The organism is Micromonospora sp. WMMD980 (assembly GCF_029626035.1).
GTDB lineage: Bacteria > Actinomycetota > Actinomycetes > Mycobacteriales > Micromonosporaceae > Micromonospora.
The window spans coordinates 2556920-2577696 of record NZ_JARUBE010000003.1; the positions used below are offsets into that span (position 1 = coordinate 2556920).

Consider the following 20777-nt stretch of genomic DNA (forward strand, 5'->3'; position numbering starts at 1 on the left):
GGGACGGACGTGACGGAACCGGAAGAGGACCAGGAGAAGACCCGCAAGACCGACCAGGTGCTCTACTCCCCCGACGGCGACCCGCACCACACGCTGGCGGAGGCGCCCCAGCCGGACGAGCACCTCGACGTCACGGCCACCGTCGACGACCGCACCGAGGTCGTCGACGACGAGCGGTGACCGCCGGGCGGGGCGGTCAGACCGGGGGAATGCCGGACCGGCCGATGGCGGACATGTCGCCGCCGCCGATCTCGCTGGTGGCAATCGGCGGCGGCGCGGCCGTGGCCTCGGTGTGATCCTCGATGCACGCGTCACCCAGGCCGTGCATGAGTTCCCCGATGGCGGCCAGTGCCGAGCCCTTGTCCGGGCAGGGGCGACCGGTGGCGAGCACCTGCCCGTCGCCGCCCAGCACGGTGAAGCCCACCCGGCCGTCGGTCTCGCTCTCGATGACGAACTTCACCGCGCTCCCTCCCTCGATCATCACACGCCGTGGGACTGCAACCACAGCTCCAGCAGGCCCAGTTGCCACAACTTGTTGCTGCCGGCGGTCGCCTGCGCCCGGTCCGGCTCGGCGAGCAACTCGTCGACGTACGCACGGCGGAACAGGCCGCGCCGGCGTGCCTCGGGGGCGCCCAGGGCCTCCACCACCAACTCTCGCACGGGACCGTCGACGTTGCGCAGCGCCGGCACCGGGAAGTAGCCCTTGGGCCGGTCGATCACCTCGGCCGGCAGCACCTCGCGGGCCACGTCCTTGAGCACGCCCTTGCCGCCCTGGGCCAGCTTGTGCTCGGGCGGGCAGGCCGCGGCCAGCATCACCAGGTCCTGGTCGAGGAACGGCGTGCGGACCTCCAGCCCCCAGGCCATGCTCATGCTGTCCACCCGCTTCACCGGGTCGTCGGGGAGCATCAGGTGCGTGTCCAGGCGCAGCACGGCGTCCACCGCGGTCTGCGCGCCCGGCGCGGCCAGCTCGGACGCGACCAGCTCGCCGCTGACATCGGCGTCGCAGGCGTACGCCGGGTCGACCACCCGGTTCAGCCCGGCGTGGTCCCGGTCGAAGAACGCGGCGGTGAACTCGGCGGCGGCGTCCGGCCGGGCCGCCTCGGCGAGCCGGTGGTGGTAGCCGTAGCCGGCGAAGACCTCGTCCGCGCCCTGCCCGGACTGGGCCACCTTCACGTGCCGGGCGACCTGCTCGCTGAGCAGGTGGAACGCCACCACGTCGTGGCTGCCCATCGGCTCGGTCATGGCCGCCACGGTGGCGCGTACCGCCGGGCCGAGGTCGCCGTCGGCGAGCCGGATGCGGTGATGGTCGGTGTCGAAGGCGCGGGCGACCAGGTCGGAGTAGTGGAACTCGTCGCCGGCCTCGTCGCCCCGGCTGTCGAAGCCGATGCTGAACGTTTGCAGGTGGTGCTGCCCGGCCCCGTCGAGCAGCGCGACGATCATGCTGGAGTCGAGGCCGCCGGAGAGCAGCACCCCGACCGGCACGTCGGCGACCAGCCGCCGGCGGACGGCGGTGCGCAGCGCGTCGCCGACCGCGGCCCGCCAGTCGTGGGCGTCCATGCCGTCGCGGGCCGGGTCGCGCCGGTACTCCGGGCGCCAGTAGACGTGCTCCCGGGACCGCCCGTCGGCCTCCACCACCCGGACCGTGGCCGGCGGCAGCTTGCGTATTCCGCGCAGGATGGTGCGCGGCGCGGGCACGATCGAGTGCCAGGAGAGGTAGTGGTGCAGCGCCACGGGGTCGATGCCGGTGTCCACGTCGCCGGCGGCGAGCAGCGCCGGGAGCGTGGAGGCGAAACGCAGCCGGCCGGGTGACTCGGCGAGGTAGAGCGGCTTGATGCCCAGCCGGTCGCGGGCCAGCACGAGCCGCCGCCGGGGCCGGTCCACCAGGGCGACGGCGAACATGCCGACCAGGTGGTCGACGAACCGTTCACCCCACTGGGCGTACGCGACCAGGACGACCTCGGTGTCACTCGTCGATCGGAAGGTGTGTCCGACGGCCCGCAGCTCGTCGCGCAGCTCGGGATAGTTGTAGACGCAACCGTTGAAGACCAGGGCGAGACCGAGGTCGTCGCGGACCATCGGTTGACCGCCGGCCTCGGACAGGTCGATGACGGTCAGCCGGCGGTGCCCGAGCGTCACCCGACCGTCACTCCACCGGCCGTGGCCGTCCGGGCCGCGGGAGCGCATGGCCTCGGTCATCCGGTCGACCGCTTCGGCGTCCGGAACCGCCCCGTCGAAGCGGGCCTCACCGCTGATCCCGCACATGTCGGCGACTACCCGGCGTGTGACGGAGGAAACCCCGGATGGGCGGTTGGCGAGCCGACGGCGGCGAGCCGTCGTACGGTGGCCGTACGGGCCACGTCCCCGGGCGGTCCGGCCACGGGACGTGGCCGGAGATCAACAACGCCTGCCAGGAGGACGTGTGTTCGCCAATCCCGAGGAACTCCTGCGTTACCTCAAGAACGAGGACGTGAAGTTCGTCGACGTACGTTTCTGTGACCTGCCCGGCGTGATGCAGCACTTCAACCTGCCGGTCGAGTCCTTCGACGACAGCGTCTTCACCGACGGCCTCGCGTTCGACGGCTCGTCGATCCGCGGCTTCCAGGCCATCCACGAGTCGGACATGCTGCTGCTGCCCGACGTCGCCACCGCGTTCGTCGACCCGTTCCGCAAGCAGAAGACGGTCGCGATCAACTTCTTCATCCACGACCCGTTCACCCGCGAGGCCTACTCCCGCGACCCGCGCAACGTGGCCAAGAAGGCCGAGGCATACCTCGCCGCCAGCGGCATCGCCGACACCGCCTACTTCGGCGCCGAGGCGGAGTTCTACATCTTCGACTCGATCCGCCACGAGACCTCGGCGCACCAGTCGTTCTACTACATCGACTCGATCGAGGGCGCCTGGAACACCGGCCGGGTCGAGGAGGGCGGCAACCGCGGCTACAAGACCGCCTACAAGGGCGGCTACTTCCCGGTGCCCCCGGTCGACCACTACGCCGACCTGCGCGACTCGATCGTGCGGCGGCTGGTCGATACCGGCTTCACCGTGGAGCGCTCGCACCACGAGGTGGGCACCGCCGGCCAGTCGGAGATCAACTACAAGTTCTCCACCCTGCTGCACGCCGGTGACCAGCTCCAACTCTTCAAGTACATCGTGAAGAACGAGGCCTGGGCCAACGGCAAGACCGCCACGTTCATGCCCAAGCCGCTGTTCGGTGACAACGGTTCCGGCATGCACACCCACCAGAGCCTCTGGCTGAACGGCGAGCCGCTGTTCTACGACGAGACCGGCTACGCCGGGCTGTCCGACACCGCCCGCTGGTACATCGGCGGCCTGCTGCACCACGCGCCCTCGCTGCTCGCCTTCACCAACCCGACCGTCAACTCCTACCGCCGCCTGGTGCCCGGCTTCGAGGCCCCGGTCAACCTGGTCTACTCGCAGCGCAACCGCTCCGCGTGCACCCGCATCCCGGTCACCGGCAGCAACCCCAAGGCCAAGCGCGTCGAGTTCCGGGTGCCCGACCCGTCGGCCAACGTCTACCTCGCCTTCTCCGCGATGATGATGGCCGGCCTGGACGGCATCAAGAGCAAGATCGAGCCGCCGGCCCCGATCGACAAGGACCTCTACGACCTGCCCCCGGAGGAGTGGGGCGACGTCAAGCAGGTCCCCGGCTCGCTGCCGGCCGTGCTCGACTCGCTCGAGGCCGACCACGACTACCTGCTCGACGGCGGCGTCTTCACCGACGACCTGATCTCCACCTGGATCGACTGGAAGAACGCCAACGAGGTCGACCCGGTGCGCCTGCGGCCCACCCCGCACGAGTTCGCCATGTACTACGACTGCTGACGCCAGGGTCGTCGCCGACCACCGCCTCCGCGTGTCGCCCGCGGGGGCGGTGGTCGGCCGAAACGGCAGCCCGGAGGTCGCCGGCCTCGTACCGTCGGGGCATGACCCGGGCGACTCCCACCACCCTCACGCTCGGGGTGGAGGAGGAGTTCCTGCTGCTGGACCCGGCGACCGGGGAGAGCATGCCGGTCGCCGACCGGGTGCGCGACGCGCTCTCCGGTAGCGCCCGCGAGCAGAGCCGGCAGGAGTTCCGGCACAGCATGGTGGAGATGGTCACCCCGGTCAGCCCCGACCTCGCGGCGCTACGGGACCATCTCGTCGCGTTGCGCCGCGCCGCCGCCCGCGCGGCCGACGCCGTCGGGGCACGGCTCGTCGCGGTCGGCGCCACACCGGTCTGCGAGGCCCACCGCACCGTCCCCGACGAGCAGCGCTACCACGACATGTCCCGCCGGTTCGGGCCGGTGGCGCACGACCCGGCGGTGTGCGGCTGTCACGTCCACGTCGGGGTACCCGACCGGGAACTCGCCGTGCAGGTCTGCAACCACCTGCGCCCGTGGCTGCCGGTGGTGCAGGCGCTCACCACGAACTCGCCGTTGCACGACGGCCGCGACACCGGGCACGCGAGTTGGCGCTCGATGCAGTTGGAGCGCTGGCCCAGCATCGGCCCGACGCCGCACTTCGACTCCGCCGCCGACTACGACGCCACCGTGCGTGACCTGATCACCGCCGGGATCATGCTCGACGCCGCGATGGTCTACTGGTATGCCCGGCCGTCGGCGGCCTATCCGACCGTGGAGGTCCGCGTCGGCGACGTCTGCCCCACCGTCGACGACACCGTGCTGGTCGCCGCGCTGGTCCGGGCCCTGGTCGCCACCGCGATCGACGAGATCGGCGCCGGTGTCACCGCCCCGCGCATTCGCGACTGCCTGGTCGCCGCCGCGCACTGGCGGGCCGCCCACGACGGGGTCGACGGCGAGCTGGTCGACCTGCGCACCGGGCGGCCCCGGCCGGCCTGGGACCTCGTCGACGACCTGATCGACACCGTCGCGCCCGCGCTGCGCCGGCACGGCGACCTGGACCTGGCGGTGCACGAGGTGGACCGGCTGCGCCGCATCGGCACCGGGGCCACCCGGCAACGCCGGATCATGGCCGACACCGACGGCGACGTGCGTGCCGTGCTGGAGCACCTGGCCGCGCAGACCGTCGCGGCCTGACCGGGCCGGCCGGTGGCCTCAGCGTAGACCCGCGAAGAGGTCGTCCTCCGGCGTCGGCGCGCCGGTGCTGTCGCGCACCCGCACGAACGTCTCCATCCCCATCAGCTCGGTGAACCGCTCCTCGCCCAGGCGCAGGAAGAAGATGTTCTCCGCCTGGCTGGCGTGCGCGGCGAGAGAGGCGAACTTCTGCCCGCCCTGGGCGCGGGTGTCCACCCAGGTGGTGATCTCGTCGTCCGGCAGGCCCAGCGCCGGCATCTCGTCGGCGGCGTCCGGCTCCGGGAACTCCACCCCGATCTCCTGCATGACCTTGCCGAACTCCTGGAACGCGCTCTGCGGCACCGTGGTCCAGTAGACCTTCGCCGGGATGCCGGTGCGCTCGACCGCGGCCATCGTGATGCGGTGCGCCTGGATGTGGTCCGGGTGGCCGTAGAAGCCGTTCTCGTCGTAGGTGACCACCACGTCGGGGCGATAACGCCGGATCAGCTCGGCCAGCCGGTCGGCCGCCTCGGCGACCGGCGTGTTCCAGAACGCGCCGGGCGCGTCGTTGGTCGCCCAGCCCATCATCCCGGAGTCGGCGTAGTCGAGCGTCTCCAGGTGCGTCACCTTCAACGCCTCGCAACTGGCCGCCAGCTCCGCCCGGCGCATCGCCACCACGGCCTGGGGGTCGTGCCCGTCGTCGCCCGGCTTGACGCCGCCGGGCCCGTCGCCGCACCGGCCGTCGGTGCAGGTCACGAGCACCGTCGTGACGCCCTCAGCCGCATAGCGGGCGAGGATGCCGCCGGTGCTGGTCGCCTCGTCGTCGGGGTGCGCGTGCACCGCCATCAGGGTCAGGGATCGCTCAGCCACCCCGTCACCATACGAGCATCCACCGACGCACTAGCATTGCCCGGTCCGCAGACGGCGACGGAAGCGAGGCACGATGGGTTGGCTCCGGCGGTTGCTGGGCGGCGGCGGTGGGGTCGAACTGGACCCGGTACGCCAGCAGACGCTGCTGCGCGACGTCCGGCACTCCTACGGCGCGCACGCCCGACTCCGGTTCCCCGAGCAGGTCGACGCGATCAGCCGGCTGCTGTCCGACGACGACGGTCTGGTGGTCGCCGCCGGAATCGTGTGCGAGGCCGCCGAGGAGGCGCACGCCGATCTCCAGTTCCAGGCCCAGGAGGTGTTCCGGCGCACCGGCCGGCGGCTGCTCGTGCACCGCCGCAACTACCGGCCCCTGTGGAAGGAGGCCGGCCCGTCGCTGCGCTGGCCACTCGGCGCGCTGCCCAGCGGGCTGCACCCGTACGCCCAGGTGACCGCCGCCGCCGCGGTGGTCGGCGGCCGGGCCAAGCGCCTCGACCGGGTGACCGACCCGCAGCCGTTCGTGGTCCGGCTGTTCGAGGTGCTCGACCTGACCACCGCGGGCTGGGAGTTCGGCCGGGTGCGGGTGGACACCGACGGCACCACCCTGGTCGAGCGGCTGACCCACGCCGGCGCCCAGGTCCTCGCCGCGATGGACGACCCGCCCCGGCTGCCGCCGCCGGTGCGGGAGATGATGCGCCGCAACCACAGCATCGACGTGTACGACCCGGCCGGGCCCCGGGTGGTCGGCCGGATCAACCTGGGCGCGCGGCTGCGCGAGACGCTCCTGGCCTGAGTGTCCGACGAGCAGACCGGCCGACTCGATGTTCCCGTCAGGAGACAGCGCGGTTGACGCCGTTGAGGGTGAAGGACCCGGGCTCGGCGGAATTGCCGGTGTGGGCGGCGCGGGCGGGACGCGCCCGGCCGGGCGCGTCCCGGCCCGGTCAGGACGTCGTGCAGGTGAGATTCGTCGGCGGGTTGTTGGCCCCGGTCACCGTGCCGATGAAGCCGAACGTGGTGGAGGCGCCGGCGGCCAGCGTCCCGTTGTAGTCGACGTTGCGCACCGTCACGTTCGCCCCGCTCTGGGTGTGCGAGCCGCCCCAGATCTGGTTGATGACCTGCCCGTTCGGGAACGTCCAGGAGACCGTCCAGCCCCGGATCGCGGTCGCCCCCGCGGTGACGGTCACCTCGCCCTGGAAGCCACCCGACCACGAGCCGGTCACCGCGTACGTCGCCCGCGCGCCGGACGGCGCCGGCGAGCTGGTGGTCGGCGTCGGCGACGTGCTCGTGGTGGGCGTGGCGGTCGGCGTCGGTGACGGCGTCCCGCCGGGCCGCGCGGCCCGGTAGGTGTGCCCGGCGCGCACGGTGAGCTGGACGACGTCCGATTCCGGGCGGGTGGTGGCCGGCGTGCTGCCGTCGGCGGCGTCGACGAAGGTGAAGCCGCCGGTGAACAGCCGGGAGCGCATGCGCAACGTGCCGTCACGGTCGGCGCGGACGGTGATCTCGTCGACCTGCCCGTTGCTCCAGGACATGCCGACGGTGTGGCCGCCCCGACCACGCAGGCCCGCGACCCGCCCGGTCGGCCACGCGCTCGGCAGCGCGGGCAGCACGTTCAGCTCTCCGGCGTGGCTGTGCAGCAGCATCTCGGCGATGCCGGAGGTGGCGCCGAAGTTGCCGTCGATCTGGAACGACGGGTGCAGGTCGAACATGTTGGGCGCGAGCCGGTCGGTGCGGACCAGGTCACGCAGGAGCTTGTGGGCGCGGGCGCCGTCCTCCAGCCGCGCCCAGAAGTTGATTTTCCACGCGAGGGACCAGCCGGTGCCGTCGTCGCCGCGCAGCTCCAGCGTCCTGCGGGCGGCCTCGTGAAGCGCCGGGGTGCCCCGCTTGGTGATCTGGTTGCTGGGGTGCAGGCCGTAGAGGTGCGAGACGTGCCGGTGGGTCCGTTCGGTCTCGACCCAGTCGGCGAGCCACTCCTGCACGTTGCCCCGGGAGCCGATCCGGCTCGGGGGCAGCCGGTCCCGCGCGGTGCGCACCTGGGACCGGAACGTGGCGTCGACGCCGAGGACCTCGCCGGCGCGGACCGCCGCGTCGAACAGGTCACGCAGAATCTGGTTGTCCATAGTCGGGCCGGCGCAGACGCTGGCGTTCGCGTGGTGCGGCAGCTCCGGCGAGTTCGACGGGTTGGTCACCAGGTAGTTGAGCGTCGGGTGGACGACCAGGGTGTCCAGGAAGAACTGGGCGGCGCCCCGGAGCGCCGGATAGTTGGCCTGGAGGAAGGCGAGGTCGCCGGTGAACTGGTAGTGGTCCCAGATGAGCGTGCTCAACCAGGCCCCGCCGGTCTGCCACATGCCCCACAGCGCCCCGTCGACGACCGAGGCGCCCCGTCAGGCGTCGGTGTTGTGGTGGGTGACCCAGCCGCCGGCGCCGTACTGGGCCTGGGCGAAGACCCGCCGCCGGATCTCGGCCAGGTTGGCCGCGCCCCGGGTGTTCGCCGAGTCGTACGGGCCGCCGGCCCAGACGGTGTCCTCGTTGAGTTGCAGCCGTTCGGTGTCGATTTATGCCGAACACCATCGCGCCGAGCCGCCCGTTGCCGATCGGCAGCGCGCGCAGCCAGTCGGTGCCCGCCTGCTCGTCGTACCAGAGCGCGAGGTCGTTCGCGGCCAGCACCTGCGGCGGCGGCGTCGAGCCGGCACGGGCGGTCGCGGTCCAGGCGGCCGGCACCAGGGCGGCGCCGGTCCCCGCCGCGCCGGCCTTGAGGATGTTCCTTCGGGTCACTTCGGACATGATCTCTCCCAGCACGGATCGGCGACGGCGAATCTCGTGTGAGCGTTAACAGAATTGGCCCGAATATTCCGCACGCTCATCATCGCGATGCCAACGCCCGAGCTCCCATCCGAGCGACGCATCAGCCCATATGGACTTTCATAGATGAGAAGCCACCCGTCAAGGAGTTGCTGGCGGGATTACGCGAGCGTGCTCACGATCGATGTCCCGCGCTCGACCCGGCGGGCCGAACGCGGCGCCGGTGCCACCGGGCGGCCCACCCGGGTCACGTGCACGATCCGCCCCGGCGCCACGTCCAGCGACGAGCCGAGCGCCTCCCGTGTGACGCCGACGTCGACAAGCTGGCTCAGCGGGTGCGCGGCCAGGCCGGCCGCGTGCAGGGTCAGCCACATCCGCATCAACACCCGGCCGAACTCGACCTGCCCGGCCGCGTCCAGGTCGGGCGGCGCGACGAGCGCCAGCACCGCGCCACCGCGCGCGAGCGGGTCGTCGCCGGCGGCGAGCAGGCGCGGCAGCCCCAGCGGGCGCAGCACCGGATAGGCGGCCAACGCCGCCCGCAGCCCCGCGGCGGCCGGCCGGGACAACCCCAGGCACCGGTCGCTGAGCCCGTCCGCCCGGTACTCCGGCCGGGCCGAGTCCAGGCGCAGCCAACGGCGCAGCTCGGCGGTGACCGCCGGGTCCGCGTACACCTGGCGGTCGGCCGCGCGCAGCAGCGCGCCGAGCCGGCCCGGCACGACGTGGACCGCGCCGCCGCCGCGCCGGGCCACGTCGTCGAGGGCGGCGAGCACGCCGGCGTCCGGGCCGTCGGTGAACCGGCCCCGGTGGGTACGCCGGTCCCGCACGTCGCCGGCGCGGAACGGCGTCCGGTACGGCTGCCGCGCCGGCCGCAGCCGGCCCACCCGGTGGTCGGACTCGTCGTGGTCGGCGACCCAGTCCAGTCGCAGCCCGGCGTCGGCGGCGACGATCAGACAGGTCTCCACGAACGCGCCCAGGGACAGCCGCAGGTCCCGGCCGGTCGGGTCGCCGGCCGGCAGCGCGTCGGCCGGGTCCCAGCCGACCGTGACCGCCCAGCGCTCGTAGCGCAGCCGCCACGGCTGGGTGTTGTGCGCGCTCGGGGTCCGCCAGCACAGCGGCTCCAGCTCGCGGAACGCGGCGAGGTCCATGTCAGCGCTCCCTGGCGTAGAACGTGTATCCGTGCAGCGGCCGGCCGCCGAGCCGCCGGTACGGCGCGGCCGACGCCGGGTTGTCCCGCCCGACGTACGAGCTGCGCAGCGTCGTGTAGCCGCCGGCGTGCAGGTGGTGGTGCAGGTGCGCGGAGAGCAGCCGCTGGTAGCCACGTCCCTGGAACTCCGGCCGCACGCCCTTGACGATCAGCACCGCCTCGCGGCGGTATTGGCGTCGGGTGGCCAGCAGACGTAGCTGGTTGACCGGGTTCAGGTCGCCGCGCACCCGGACCAGGAACTCGCTGATGTCCGGCACGCAGAGCACGAACCCGACCGGCCGGCCGTCCCGGGTCAGGTAGAGCAGCAGCGACTCGTCCAACAGGTACGCCAGGCCGTCGGTCTGCCGCCGCAACTGCGCCGTCGAGATCGGGGTGTAGTAGCCGAGCTGCGCGAACGAGTCGTTCAGCATGCCGCGCAGCAGGTCGAGCTGCTCGTCGAGGCGCCGCACGTCGCCCCGGTGCAGGTCCAGCCGCGCGCCGTCGGGCTGGACGCCGAGCGCGGGCGGCGGTCCGTCCGGTGCCGGCACCGGGCAGATCCAGGTGTCCGAGACGAACCGGCGGGTGAAACCGGACGCCTCGTAGGCGGCCGGGTAGCGCGGCGGGTTCCACGCGCTGTCGACGAAGCCCCGGTCGTCGTAGCCGTCGGTGATCACGCCGCCGGCCTGGTTGGGCAGCAGCGCCACCGGCCCGAACAGCAGTTCCCGGTCCGCGGCGGCGTGCGCGTCGATCGCGTCGAACAGTTCCCGGGCGGCCGGCGCGGTGAACTCGGTGAGCCCGAACAGTTGGCACCGGCGGCCCAGCTTCGCGTCCAGGTCGGCGTCGGAGTGCAGGGTGGTTCGCCCGACCACCGTGCCGGCGGCGTCCCGCAGCACGTACAGCGGCACGCCGTCGCGCCACCAGCGGCGGATCTGCTGCCGGGGCGTCGGCACGTGGCGTGGCTCGTGCGCGTGGAGCCGGTCGGCGAACGCGAGGAACTCCGCCAGGGCACGCCGGCCGGTGACCCGCTCGAACCGGTGGCCGCTCACCGGCGCACCGCCGGTCCGGTCGTCTCCACGCCCAGCGGGGTGAACTGCTCGATGTGGCCCATCGCGCCGTCCTCGGCCCGCCACGCGCCGTTGGAGTAGCCGTCCGGGTCGGCGGTGTAGAGCCGGATGAACCCGGCCGTCGCGTTGCGGTTGCCGTCGGTCAGCCACGCCATCAGCCGACGGTGGTGCCGGGTGCGCGCGAAGCGCAGCATCGCGTCCCGGTCGGCGAAGAACGCGATCGTGCCCAACGTCAGCGGAAACTGCCAGTAGACGGTGTGCCAGCGGTAGCCGGACATCCGGCGCATGTCCCGCACCATCCGGAACCAGTCCGGCGCCAGCCGCAGCAGCACCAGCGGGCTCGCGTACCGGGTGCCGCCGATGAACATCGCGCCGGCGCGGGCCTGGGCCGGGGCACGGGAGAAATCTCGGGTACGCATGGTCACCTCACCAGATAGGCGTTCTTGATCTTCTGCGGGCCGGTGAACGGGCCGGTGCCCGAATCGTGCAGCTTCACCCGCAGGTCGCCGGCGGTCGGGTCCTCGACCAGGGACTGCGCGAAGTCCCGCGAGACCGAGGCGAGGTGCCGGCGTACCCCGTCGCGGCACGCGGTCGCGAGCGCCGCGCGGTCGGCGGCGGCCAGCGGGCCGCGCAGCTCCACGTGGATCACCGGCCGGGTCTCCAGCGCCTCGTCCTCGACGAGCGCCAGGCAGAACCGGCTGATCGCGGCGGCGTGCGGGTTGCCGGTGTAGAGGCCGTACTCGACATCCTGCGGATAGAGGTTCGCGCCCAGGTAGGACACCGTGGAGTCGCGCCGGCCGAACAGCAGCAGCACCGGCAGCGTCATCCGCTCGTCGGCCGTCGCGGTGCGGAGTTCGGCCGCGCGCACCGGGTCGGCCGCGGCCAGCTCGGCGATCCGCCGGTACGACACCAGCAGCGCCTCGTCGCCGACGTTGTAGCGCAGCCGGGGCTGGAGCACGTCCGGACTGCCCACGGTGCAGACCAGCTCCCGGCGCTCGTTGGTCTCCAGCCAGGTGGCGAACGGGTTGTACTGGAACACCATCGGCAGCCGCTGCTCACCGGCGCCGAGCAGCTCCGCCCGCAGCGCCGCGTCGGTGCGCAGCCGGCGCCGCAGCCACACCGTGAACCGGGTCTCCGCTCCGATGCCGATGGTCAGGTCCGACGCCCCGTACGCCGAGCGCACCCGGACGAACCGCTGCTCCAGGTAGTCGCGCAGCGCCTCGGTCATGCCCTCCCCGCCGCAACTGCCGAAGATCCGGTAACGCGCCCAGGGGAAGCCCTCGGCGTCCAGCCGGTCCCGCAGGTGCTTGAGGAACGGCGGGTACGCGGTCACCAGGTAGTCGAATTCCGGCCCGAACTCCCGCAGCGTGTCGACGATCTTGCCGAGATCCGGGCCGGTGTTCTTCACCACCGCGATCCGGGCCATCGCCGCGCCGGTCGTGGTCCCGGTCGCCCAGGCGCCCATCGAGTACGCGTTGATCACGAACGGCCGGCGCATCGGGAACGCCAGCCCGGTGTAGCCGACGATGTCCCGGTGCACCGCCCGCAGCTCCCGCTCGCCGCGCGGCCAGTTGAACGGTCGCCCCGACGACCCGGCCGACTCGTCGACCACCACCCCCCGCCGCGGCAGCCGCCCGTGCCAGCACCGCGCGGCGGCGTCGTGGCCCACCACGTACCCGAGCTTGTCGGTCTCCGGGAAGTCCCGCAGCCGGCGGCGGACGCCCGCCGGGCGGGACCGCAGGAACGCCCGGTAGGCCGGTACCCGCCGGGCCGCCCGCACGCAGACCGACCGCGCGTTCGCCTCGGCCAGCCGATCCAGGACCGGGTGGTGCCGCCGGGCCAGCCACCGCCACCCGGCGGGGTGCCGGCCGACCAGCCGGACCAGCGCCGCCACCGCGCGACCGGCGCTCTGCGCCCCCGGCAACGGCGTCTCGACGGTACGCAGGGCGGCGGGTCGGTGCAGCGTCTCGGCCATGCCAAGGATCCTGCCGACGCCGGTCCGCCGACACCTGAGCCACGAGACGGTTTTCGTGCTGAGTACGCATACCCAGCGGCGCTAGGTCGTTGACCGGTGATTTGGGCAGGTCATCAGTGGTCGTAGGCGACCAAGGAGCGTTTGACGGGTGCGTCGATGGTCCAGTTGTGCCAGATCGCGGCGTTGAGGGCGAGCAGGCGTTGCCGGACACGGGCGTCCAGGTCGGCGTTCAGGTAGGCCTCACGGTCGACGTGTGTGGAGACGTCGATCCTGGACACCCTTCCTCCGTCTGTCACCGCAACCACCGCGACGTGTCACACACCTACCACATCAACACCACCGGCCAATTCTGCGTTTGGCCTATCAAACGAGTACGCGGACGGTGTAGCAGTGACCCCCGGAGCATCACGCATACTCCTGTTCCAGGATGGCCAGGTCGCGGTTGGCGAACTGCACGTGCGCCCACTGGTCGCTGAAGATGACTTGCAGGCACTTGACCGCCGTACGTTCGGCGGGCGGCGGGCAGCCGATCGCGGTGTTCGGCCCCCGCACGCGGTCCAGCTCCTCCTGCGTGACCTGCGCCAGATATGCGCGCAGGTCGGCGATCCGCTCGGCGCGCACGGCGAGAATCTCACCGAGGGTGGGCGCGGCCGACTCGTCGATGCCGAACTCGGTGCCGTTGGTGGTGAACGATGCGGGTACGCCGATCGGATGGAACGGGTTCGGGCGAGGGGCCGCCGCGTGGCCATACCAGGCGTCCACGACGAAGATCGTGTGGCGCAGGGTTTGGGCGAACGACCATTCGTCGTTCACCGATCTGTGGACGGCTTCCTCCGGCAGCACGCTTGCGCGTCGCAGCGTCGCTTGCCACAGCTCCTCGATGACATCCACCGCATCGCGCATCGTCTCGGGTGTGGTCGGCTGCAGTCGAAGCCGTTCGGGATGCAGGCGATCCAGCTCGGCCTCGATCAATGGCATGACCTCCACGCCGTTGACGCGCAGGCCGTCGATCGCCCCGTCGATGTCGGCGTCCGACAGCAGCACGCCACGCATCCGCGCGCCGCTGAGATCCACCTCGCGGAAGGTTGCGCCGGCCATTGACAGATCGATGAACGCCGCGCCCTCGCAGTCGGGCTGCTGCCCGAATCGCGTCATCGGCACATCGTAGGGGCCCGGTACGACAGGACCACCAGATCAAGATCCCAGCATTGGGCTGCCCGGAGGTTTCCGGACACGAGCGAAGAGGAGAAATACCGGTCAACGATCTAGGACGGGTCAGCGCTCGTCCGGATCGGTTCCCTGCGCCTGCCACGGTCGGTGCTCGGAGATCCACGCCTCCACGTCGGTCACCAGCCATACCGCTCCCCCGGCGAGCCGGTCGAACGGCGCCGGAAAGTCGGGCCGAGTCGTGATCTGCACGATTCGCGCCCGGGAGACGCCGAGGCGCTCCTGAAGCTCGGCGCTGCCGTACAGATTGCGGACCATGCCCCAAAACTATGCAACGCGAGACTGTTGATCTTAACAGCTGTCATACTTGACACTGTTGGATTCGACAGGGCGGGGTGTGGTGGAAGGCGCTCCGGCTGCGTGACATCGCCTCCGTGGCCGGGGCTGCCACCTCAGAGAGGAGACCACTCTTGATCGAACGGGACGCACCACGCTCGGAGTGGGTACCGGAGCTGGCAAAACGGATCATCAGAAGACATTAAGTTCTCGGCCACTGCCACCGTTGCGAAGGCCGGTCCGACGAGTGCGGGTCCCTGCGGTGGGCCAGGGAACGACTCAAGATCCGTCGACTCGCCCCGAGGAACGGTCCGGGGCCGCCGGCAGCGTTCCCTGCCGCTCGTCGCCGGTGTCGAAGAACCTCGTCAGGTACGCGTCGGCCGGAAGGTCGCTGTCTCTCATCAGCGAGTAGACCTCGACGCCATGCCCCAACTCGTCGAACATGTGGTAGACCTGCGCGAGGCCGAGGTACGCACGGTCGATGTCCGCCACGTACTCAGCAGCCTCGGTCTCGGCCAGCGCGACAGCCTCGTCGAAGCCGGCGGCCCGCCAGACCGTGATGCGCTCCTCGTACACGTACGGCGCCTCGGCGCCGTACTGGAAGACGCACCGCACTCCGTACCAGCCCTGCCGCACGCCCTCGCCGACGTCTCCGGGACCTGTCATCGGCCGAGCCTCAGCATCGAGGCTCCGTCGTGACTCCACCGTCCGCGAGCAGCGGGCCGTCGTCGACGGCGCCCGGCGTCCGTCGAGCTATCCCGGCGAGCAGGTCGGCGACCTGGACCCGCGGGTCGTCGCGGGAGTCGGTCATCACCAGCCCGGCCAGCGGCGACTCAGCGGCCGGAAGTCCGCCGTGCTCGGCCAGCGCCCGCTGGAGGCGGCGCAGCCGGTCAGCGGTCAGCGCGCTCTGCTCGTCGTGCGTCACCAGCACCCGCCGCCGTCCGGCGCTCCAGAACAGGACGGTCTCCGCCAGCGCCGGCAGCAGCGGCTCAAGCGGCGGCGGGATCGACCGGTCCTCGGCGTAGAGCCGGGCCTGCACGTGCGCCACCCGGCTCCGGTCGAGCGCAACCAGGACGGCCTCGGCCGGGATGTGCCGCAGCAGCGCGTCCCGGGCCGCGAGGAACCGGTCCACGCTGCCGTCGCCGGACCGGTCCCGCCGTTTGGTCCGCAGCATCTCGACGAAGGCCGCCAGGAAGGCGTCCCAGTCGGGGCCGGCGGCGCGTCCGGCCCGGTGCAGCGCGACGGCGGCGGCCCGGCGCTCCCCGGCCAGGCGGGCGCCGGCCACGTAGGACGGCTCGCCCAACAGCAGGTCGATGACGCGGGTGACCAGGAAGAACTGCTTGTCGACCAAGTGGACGTGGGCCCGCCCGCGCAGCGCCGACAGGAGCCACTCCAGCGCCTCGGCCGCCTCGGGCCGGCGCAGGAACTGTCGAGACTTGAACTCGTGCGGCGCCAACCGGAAGCCGGAGCGCAGCGTCGCGACCAGACCGGCGGCCTCGTCGGTGCTCAGGTCGACGCTGGCGTGGGCGATCACCGGGGTGGCGGGGTCGAGCAGGTTGGTGCCGGAGCATCCCGACTCGTCGCAGGCGATCTCCACGACCTCGCCGGTCGGCGCCTCTGCCGGCGGCAGCCCACCCTGCAGCGGCAGTCTCATCCCCGCCCCCTCGCCATGCCGACCATGGTTGCCCACCCGACGCGAACGGACCACCGGTTTGGTCGACGCACGTCGTGCGGCCGCCGTCACCGCCTCGACGCGGCCTCGACCTCCCGCCTCAGCACCTCGACCTCGCCCTCCTCGCACCAGAGGACGGCGAGGAAGAACGGCCCCCGGCCGCGGTAGCGCGCGTCGTACGAGTCGGCCCAGTGTCGGCCGGCCTCGGCGAGGATGCCGAAGAGGACTTCTCTCCTGCTCTCGCTCTCGCGCAGGATGAGGGAGGCGTTCTCGACGAGGACGAGATATCGGTGTGCCGGCAACCACTGGAGATCCGTGAGGCAGTCCGCCAGGGCAGGCCAGTTCCACCCAAAGTAGCCCGGGAACCGCAGGGCGTCGGAGAACTGCGCGAACACGCCGTCGACGTCCGTCATCGCCGCGCCGTCCAGACGGGCCACCGCAATTTCACCGGAGGGAGGGACGACGTCCGTGGCGGGAAGCAGCGTGGTGCGGGCGAGCACCTGGACCGCAGGTGCGGAACTCGTCCACAAGGTCACTGGAGGTAGCTGCTCGATGCGAGGAAGCGCGTCATCGAATCGGCGTCCGCCACCATCAGCACCTCGTGAATGAGGAAGTCCGCCCCCGGTCCGTCGATACGCAGGTTGAACGTGTCGCTTCGCCCCGCGATGAAGTGGGCGAGCTGCGCGCCGATCCGTTCGCAGTCGGCCCAGCCCCGCACCGACACGACCGAACTGCCGTCCGCAGCGGCACGTTCGGCACCGGACAGCCACTCCCGGAAGGAGCTGTTGATCTCGGCGTCGCCACCGACGAACTTGATCGTCACGTCCACCACCGTCGCCGCCGTTCCCTGAGTCACCGCCGCGTCGCACCGACCGTTCCTGGCCCGGCTGTTCGCGGGCGGGGAGGGCTCGTACTCGCCGGGACGGCTGAAGATATCAGCCCGAACCGTCCGCTCGTCGACCCCGGTCGGACACGCTGAGTCACCATAACGACACTCCACTGGTATGTCGTCCCTGGTCCGCTGACACTTCGGCCATGACACACAGCGAGCGTGAGCGCACCAACGAGCGCTTCGAGAAGGTGGCCGAGGAAACCTCGGAGACGGTGACCCACGCGGCCACCGTGCTGGAGGAGGAGATCGCGGCGGGGCTGGCCGGCGCCCGCCGGATCGAGGAGAAACTGAGCGAGAGCCGCCGGGTGGACCCGGAGGCGTTCGACGAGTTGGTCACGCGGGTCCGCACCGACGGGCACGCCCTGATCGACACCGTGGTCGGGCAGTTGACGATGGCCGACGACCGGCGCGGCGAGGTGATCCGCCGGTACACCTCCGACGCGCACGACGCGCTGGACACCGTACTCAATCTCGCCCGGTTGGCGCCCGACGTGGCCAACGGGCTCGCGGACCGGCTGACGTCGCCGACCCCGGACGGCCCGACCCGGACGAACCGGTAGCCGCGCCATGGCGCCGACCACCGGGGTGGCCGGCGGGTACGTGGAGGCCATGCTGGAGCGCTACCGCGGGCTCGCCCTCGACGCGCTGCTCGACGATGTGCCCGATGGCGGCCCGCGATACCTCTACGACCTGGTCGCGGAGTATCCGCGCCGGTGGGGCAAGGGGTTGCGCGCCGCGCTCTGCCTCGCCACCTGCCGGGCGTTCGGCGGCGGGGAGGCGGTGGGCCTCAACGCCGCGGTGACCGTGGAGCTGTTCCACAACGCCTTTCTCATCCACGACGACATCCAGGACGAGAGCGAGCAGCGGCGCGGTGCGGTGCGGTGCGGCGACCCTGCACGCCGAGTACGGGGTCGGCGTGGCGCTCAACGTCGGCAACATGACGAACCTGATGGCGTTGCGGCGGCTCGCCGCGAACCGGGCGGTGCTCGGCTCCGGGATCGCCCGGCGGCTGTTCACCGAGACCGAGCTGATGATGCGCCACTCGCTGGAGGGGCAGGCCATCGAGATCGGCTGGATCCGCGACAACGTGTGTGACCTGGCCGCCGACGACTACTACCGGATGTGCCTGAAGAAGACGTCCTGGTACACCTGCATCTACCCGTGCCGCACCGGCGTCCTCGTCGCCACCGGCCGGGAGAACGCGGTCGACGTGCTGGATCGCTACGGCTGGTATCTCGGCGCCGCGTTCCAGATTTAGGACGACGCGCTGAACCTGACCGGCGACTACGCCCGCTACGGCAAGGAGATCGCCGGCGACCTCTGGGAGGGCAAGCGGACGCTGATCCTGATCGACTTCATGCGCCGGTGCACGTCCGACGAGCGTGACCGGCTCATGGTCTTCCTGCGCCGGACCCGCGCGCAGCGCACCCCGGCCGAGGTGCGCTGGCTGCACGGGCGTCTCCTGGCGTACGACTGCGTGGAGTCCGCGCGTCGCAGCGCACGGGAGTTCGCGCGGGCCGCCCGGCACGAGGCGGAGCGGGCGCTGGGCGACGCGGCCGACACCGACGACGGCCGCTTCCTGCTCGACCTGACCGACTACGTGGTGGAACGCAACCGCTAGCTAGTCGAACGACGGCGGACGGTGCCCGAGGCGTGAACTCCGGGCTTCGCCGGGGCGACCGGTTCAGCGACGGGGCCTGCCCGCGCCCGGAACCCACTGCCCGGCCGCGCCGTGACGGTTCTCACCGCGTCACCGGGGCAGGTGCGGCCGTTGACCGGGTACGAGCGATACCCATGACGTCGTCTTCCGAGGTAGCCATGAGCAGCGAGATCGGCCCCGTCGACCCGGCACACCTGCGGGCCGTCCTCGACGGGCCGTGGGCCCGGGTCCGCGACGCGCACCGCGAGCACCTCGACGAACGGTTCCTGCCGGTCTACGGCGAGACCGGCGCGCAGGCACGCGAGCGGATCAGCCGCCTGCTCGGCGAACTCCCGGTCGAGCTGGGCATCGGCGGCGGCTTCCCGAAGGAGTACGGCGGCGACGCCGACGTCGGCGCGTCGATCGTCGCCATCGAGATGCTGGCCCAGGTGGACCTGTCGCTGATGGTGAAGGCGGGCGTGCAGTGGGGCCTGTTCGGCGGTGCGGTGGCGGCCCTCGGCACCCGCCGGCACCACGACGCCTATCTGCGCGACATCATCTCGGGTGAGCTCTTCGGGTGCTTCGCGATGACCGAGACCGGCCACGGCTCGGACGTCCAGCAACTGCGCACCACCTGCGTGTACGACCCGCGGACGCAGACCTTCGACCTGCACACCCCGCACGAGTCGGCGCGCAAGGACTACATCGGCAACGCGGCCCGGGACGGGCGGATGGCGGTGGTCTTCGCCCAGTTGGTCGTCGACGGACGGCGGCACGGCGTGCACGCCTGGCTGGTGCCGATCCGCGACGAGCACGGCGACGCGCTGCCCGGGGTGACCATCGGCGACGCCGGGCCCAAGGCCGGACTGCTCGGCGTGGACAACGGCCGGCTCAGCTTCGACCACGTGACGGTGCCGCGCGACATGCTGCTGGACCGCTACGCCCAGGTGGCGGCGGACGGCACCTACTCCAGCCCGATCGAGAACGACTCGCGGCGCTTCTTCACCATGCTCGGCACCCTGGTCCGCGGCCGGGTGAGCGTCGGCGGCGCCGCCTCGGCGGCCACCAAGGCGGCGCTGACCATCGCGGTGCGCTACGGCGACATCCGCCGCCAGTTCGGCACGCCCGACGCCGACCGGGAGGTGCTGCTCAACGACTACCTGGCCCACCAGCGCAAACTGCTGCCCGCGCTGGCCACCACGTACGCGCTGACCTTCGCCCAGACCGAACTGGTGACGGCGCTCAGCGAGGTGCAGGGCGGCGACGGGCCGGTCGACGAGCACCGGCAGCGGGAGCTGGAGTCCCGGGCCGCCGGCCTGAAGGCCGCGCAGACCTGGCACGCGACCCGCACCATCCAGATGTGCCGGGAGGCGTGCGGCGGCGCCGGCTACCTGGCCGAGAACCGGCTGCCCGGCCTCAAGGCCGACACCGACGTCTTCACCACGTTCGAGGGCGACAACACGGTGCTGCTGCAGTTGGTGGCCAAGGGGCTGCTGACCGGCCACCGCGACGAGTTCGGCTCGTTGGACGGTTGGGGCCGCGCCTCCTTCGTCGCCGACCAGATCCGCGACATGGTGCTCGAACGTACCGCCGCGCGTGCGCTGATCGAGCGGCTGGTCAGCGCCGCGCCGGGCCGGGACGAGGAGGTCGCGGTCACCGACCGCGGCTGGCAGCTCACGGTCTTCGAGGACCGCGAGCGGCACCGCCTCGACGGCGCGGTACGCCGGCTGCGCAACGGCGCCGCCACGAAGAAGGACCGCCCGTTCGACATCTTCAACGACGTCCAGGACCACGTCCTCGCCGTCGCCGCCGCGCACGTCGACCGGGTGACCCTGGAGGCTTTCGTCGCCGGCATCGACGCCACCACGGAACCGGCCGTGCGGGCACTGCTCTCCCGGGTCTGCGACCTCTACGCGCTCAGCGTCATCGAGGCCGACAAGGGCTGGCTGCTGGAGCACGGCCGGCTCACCCCGACGCGCGCCAAGGCGGTCACCGCGGTGGTGAACGGCCTGCTGAAGGAGCTGCGCCCGCGGATGCGCGGGCTGGTCGACGGATTCGCCATCCCGGACGCCTGGCTGCACTGCGCGATCCTGCGCGAGGAACCCGACCGGCAGGAGACCATGGCCGCGCACGACGCCGCGAGCTGACC

The 20777-nt window shown here is 71.9% G+C and carries 21 protein-coding genes and 4 pseudogenes; 8 read left to right on the forward strand and 17 right to left on the reverse strand.

Going from position 1 to position 20777, the window contains the following annotated elements; genetic code table 11:
* The first annotated feature begins 9 nt into the window (after positions 1–9).
* Positions 10–180, forward strand: coding sequence for a hypothetical protein (locus tag O7618_RS12405; RefSeq protein WP_278106218.1), 171 nt, complete (start codon positions 10–12; stop codon positions 178–180).
* A 16-nt stretch (positions 181–196) separates the two neighbouring features.
* Here the strand turns inward: O7618_RS12405 and O7618_RS12410 are convergent, their stop codons facing one another.
* Positions 197–460, reverse strand: a complete 264-nt coding sequence (locus O7618_RS12410; RefSeq protein WP_278106219.1) for a hypothetical protein — start codon at positions 458–460, stop codon at positions 197–199.
* A gap of 20 nt (positions 461–480) precedes the next feature.
* Positions 481–2262 (reverse strand): N-acetylglutaminylglutamine amidotransferase, encoded by a 1782-nt coding sequence (locus tag O7618_RS12415; protein ID WP_278106220.1) that lies wholly within the window; start codon positions 2260–2262, stop codon positions 481–483.
* Positions 2263–2419: 157 nt separating this feature from the next.
* Here O7618_RS12415 and glnA point away from each other — a divergent pair, with 157 nt between their 5' ends.
* Together glnA and O7618_RS12425 are read left to right on the forward strand one after the other, a co-directional pair.
* Positions 2420–3844 (forward strand): type I glutamate--ammonia ligase, encoded by a 1425-nt coding sequence (gene glnA / locus O7618_RS12420; protein WP_278106221.1) that lies wholly within the window; start codon positions 2420–2422, stop codon positions 3842–3844.
* A 101-nt stretch (positions 3845–3945) separates the two neighbouring features.
* Positions 3946–5058 (forward strand): glutamate--cysteine ligase, encoded by a 1113-nt coding sequence (locus O7618_RS12425; protein WP_278106222.1) that lies wholly within the window; start codon positions 3946–3948, stop codon positions 5056–5058.
* 18 nt (positions 5059–5076) lie between these two features.
* Here the strand turns inward: O7618_RS12425 and O7618_RS12430 are convergent, their stop codons facing one another.
* Complete coding sequence (locus O7618_RS12430; protein WP_278106224.1) at positions 5077–5904, reverse strand: PIG-L family deacetylase; 828 nt, start codon at positions 5902–5904, stop codon at positions 5077–5079.
* Between the two features lie 73 nt (positions 5905–5977).
* Here O7618_RS12430 and O7618_RS12435 point away from each other — a divergent pair, with 73 nt between their 5' ends.
* Positions 5978–6694: a hypothetical protein gene (locus O7618_RS12435; protein ID WP_278106225.1), complete on the forward strand. Its 717-nt coding sequence runs from the start codon at positions 5978–5980 to the stop codon at positions 6692–6694.
* 148 nt (positions 6695–6842) lie between these two features.
* On the opposite strand, the gene O7618_RS12440 is transcribed toward O7618_RS12435, so the two are convergent.
* The 14 genes and pseudogenes from O7618_RS12440 to O7618_RS12495 all read right to left on the reverse strand — a co-directional run bounded on the left by O7618_RS12440 (position 6843) and on the right by O7618_RS12495 (position 16920).
* Positions 6843–8222, reverse strand: a complete 1380-nt coding sequence (locus tag O7618_RS12440; RefSeq protein WP_347405370.1) for a cellulose-binding domain-containing protein — start codon at positions 8220–8222, stop codon at positions 6843–6845.
* Between the two features lie 60 nt (positions 8223–8282).
* The gene (locus O7618_RS32225; RefSeq protein WP_347405415.1) at positions 8283–8453 is read right to left on the reverse strand and encodes a glycoside hydrolase N-terminal domain-containing protein; all 171 of its coding nucleotides are present in this window, start codon (positions 8451–8453) and stop codon (positions 8283–8285) included.
* Positions 8454–8493: 40 nt separating this feature from the next.
* Positions 8494–8682 (reverse strand): annotated as a pseudogene (locus O7618_RS32230) (twin-arginine translocation signal domain-containing protein); the annotation flags it as partial.
* Positions 8683–8861: 179 nt separating this feature from the next.
* Positions 8862–9845 carry a nitroreductase gene (locus tag O7618_RS12445; RefSeq protein ID WP_278106226.1) on the reverse strand — a complete coding sequence of 328 codons (984 nt, stop codon included), beginning with the start codon at positions 9843–9845 and terminating at the stop codon, positions 8862–8864.
* Position 9846: 1 nt separating this feature from the next.
* Entirely contained in the window at positions 9847–10929 is a 1083-nt protein-coding gene (locus O7618_RS12450; RefSeq protein ID WP_278106227.1) for a GNAT family N-acetyltransferase, read from the reverse strand.
* Complete coding sequence (locus tag O7618_RS12455; protein WP_278106228.1) at positions 10926–11366, reverse strand: DUF4188 domain-containing protein; 441 nt, start codon at positions 11364–11366, stop codon at positions 10926–10928. The genes O7618_RS12450 and O7618_RS12455 overlap by 4 nt, the downstream gene beginning before the upstream one ends.
* Before the next feature lie 2 nt (positions 11367–11368).
* Positions 11369–12922: a phenylacetate--CoA ligase family protein gene (locus O7618_RS12460; RefSeq protein ID WP_278106229.1), complete on the reverse strand. Its 1554-nt coding sequence runs from the start codon at positions 12920–12922 to the stop codon at positions 11369–11371.
* A 113-nt stretch (positions 12923–13035) separates the two neighbouring features.
* Positions 13036–13143 (reverse strand): annotated as a pseudogene (locus O7618_RS12465) (IS982 family transposase); the annotation flags it as partial.
* A gap of 184 nt (positions 13144–13327) precedes the next feature.
* Entirely contained in the window at positions 13328–14077 is a 750-nt protein-coding gene (locus tag O7618_RS12470; protein WP_278106230.1) for a DinB family protein, read from the reverse strand.
* A 120-nt stretch (positions 14078–14197) separates the two neighbouring features.
* Positions 14198–14407 (reverse strand): DNA-binding protein, encoded by a 210-nt coding sequence (locus O7618_RS12475; RefSeq protein ID WP_278106231.1) that lies wholly within the window; start codon positions 14405–14407, stop codon positions 14198–14200.
* A gap of 297 nt (positions 14408–14704) precedes the next feature.
* Positions 14705–15091 (reverse strand): hypothetical protein, encoded by a 387-nt coding sequence (locus O7618_RS12480; protein WP_278106233.1) that lies wholly within the window; start codon positions 15089–15091, stop codon positions 14705–14707.
* 10 nt (positions 15092–15101) lie between these two features.
* Entirely contained in the window at positions 15102–16079 is a 978-nt protein-coding gene (locus O7618_RS12485; RefSeq protein ID WP_278106234.1) for a DUF3800 domain-containing protein, read from the reverse strand.
* Positions 16080–16165: 86 nt separating this feature from the next.
* The gene (locus O7618_RS12490) at positions 16166–16534 is read right to left on the reverse strand and encodes a barstar family protein (protein WP_278106235.1); all 369 of its coding nucleotides are present in this window, start codon (positions 16532–16534) and stop codon (positions 16166–16168) included.
* A 95-nt stretch (positions 16535–16629) separates the two neighbouring features.
* Complete coding sequence (locus tag O7618_RS12495; protein ID WP_278106236.1) at positions 16630–16920, reverse strand: hypothetical protein; 291 nt, start codon at positions 16918–16920, stop codon at positions 16630–16632.
* A 212-nt stretch (positions 16921–17132) separates the two neighbouring features.
* Here O7618_RS12495 and O7618_RS12500 point away from each other — a divergent pair, with 212 nt between their 5' ends.
* The 4 genes and pseudogenes from O7618_RS12500 (at position 17133) to O7618_RS12520 (ending at position 20775) form a co-directional block, all read left to right on the forward strand.
* The gene (locus O7618_RS12500) at positions 17133–17549 is read left to right on the forward strand and encodes a hypothetical protein (RefSeq protein WP_278106238.1); all 417 of its coding nucleotides are present in this window, start codon (positions 17133–17135) and stop codon (positions 17547–17549) included.
* 49 nt (positions 17550–17598) lie between these two features.
* Positions 17599–17790: pseudogene (locus O7618_RS12505) on the forward strand (polyprenyl synthetase family protein); the annotation flags it as partial.
* A 115-nt stretch (positions 17791–17905) separates the two neighbouring features.
* Positions 17906–18610: pseudogene (locus O7618_RS32235) on the forward strand (polyprenyl synthetase family protein).
* 197 nt (positions 18611–18807) lie between these two features.
* A complete protein-coding gene (locus O7618_RS12520; RefSeq protein WP_278106239.1) occupies positions 18808–20775 on the forward strand; it encodes an acyl-CoA dehydrogenase in 1968 nt (655 codons plus the stop codon).
* Positions 20776–20777: the final 2 nt, after the last annotated feature.

What these genes read in the sequence shown, in the direction of transcription:
- O7618_RS12415 (WP_278106220.1), bottom strand. Translation starts at nt 2,262, where the DNA reads ATGTGCGGGATCAGCGGTGAGGCCCGCTTCGACGGGGCGGTTCCGGAC.
- O7618_RS12425 (WP_278106222.1), top strand. Translation starts at nt 3,946, where the DNA reads ATGACCCGGGCGACTCCCACCACCCTCACGCTCGGGGTGGAGGAGGAG.
- O7618_RS12435 (WP_278106225.1), top strand. Translation starts at nt 5,978, where the DNA reads ATGGGTTGGCTCCGGCGGTTGCTGGGCGGCGGCGGTGGGGTCGAACTG.
- O7618_RS12445 (WP_278106226.1), bottom strand. Translation starts at nt 9,845, where the DNA reads ATGGACCTCGCCGCGTTCCGCGAGCTGGAGCCGCTGTGCTGGCGGACC.
- O7618_RS12455 (WP_278106228.1), bottom strand. Translation starts at nt 11,366, where the DNA reads ATGCGTACCCGAGATTTCTCCCGTGCCCCGGCCCAGGCCCGCGCCGGC.
- O7618_RS12460 (WP_278106229.1), bottom strand. Translation starts at nt 12,922, where the DNA reads ATGGCCGAGACGCTGCACCGACCCGCCGCCCTGCGTACCGTCGAGACG.
- O7618_RS12470 (WP_278106230.1), bottom strand. Translation starts at nt 14,077, where the DNA reads ATGACGCGATTCGGGCAGCAGCCCGACTGCGAGGGCGCGGCGTTCATC.
- O7618_RS12475 (WP_278106231.1), bottom strand. Translation starts at nt 14,407, where the DNA reads ATGGTCCGCAATCTGTACGGCAGCGCCGAGCTTCAGGAGCGCCTCGGC.
- O7618_RS12480 (WP_278106233.1), bottom strand. Translation starts at nt 15,091, where the DNA reads ATGACAGGTCCCGGAGACGTCGGCGAGGGCGTGCGGCAGGGCTGGTAC.
- O7618_RS12485 (WP_278106234.1), bottom strand. Translation starts at nt 16,079, where the DNA reads ATGAGACTGCCGCTGCAGGGTGGGCTGCCGCCGGCAGAGGCGCCGACC.
- O7618_RS12500 (WP_278106238.1), top strand. Translation starts at nt 17,133, where the DNA reads ATGACACACAGCGAGCGTGAGCGCACCAACGAGCGCTTCGAGAAGGTG.
- O7618_RS12520 (WP_278106239.1), top strand. Translation starts at nt 18,808, where the DNA reads ATGAGCAGCGAGATCGGCCCCGTCGACCCGGCACACCTGCGGGCCGTC.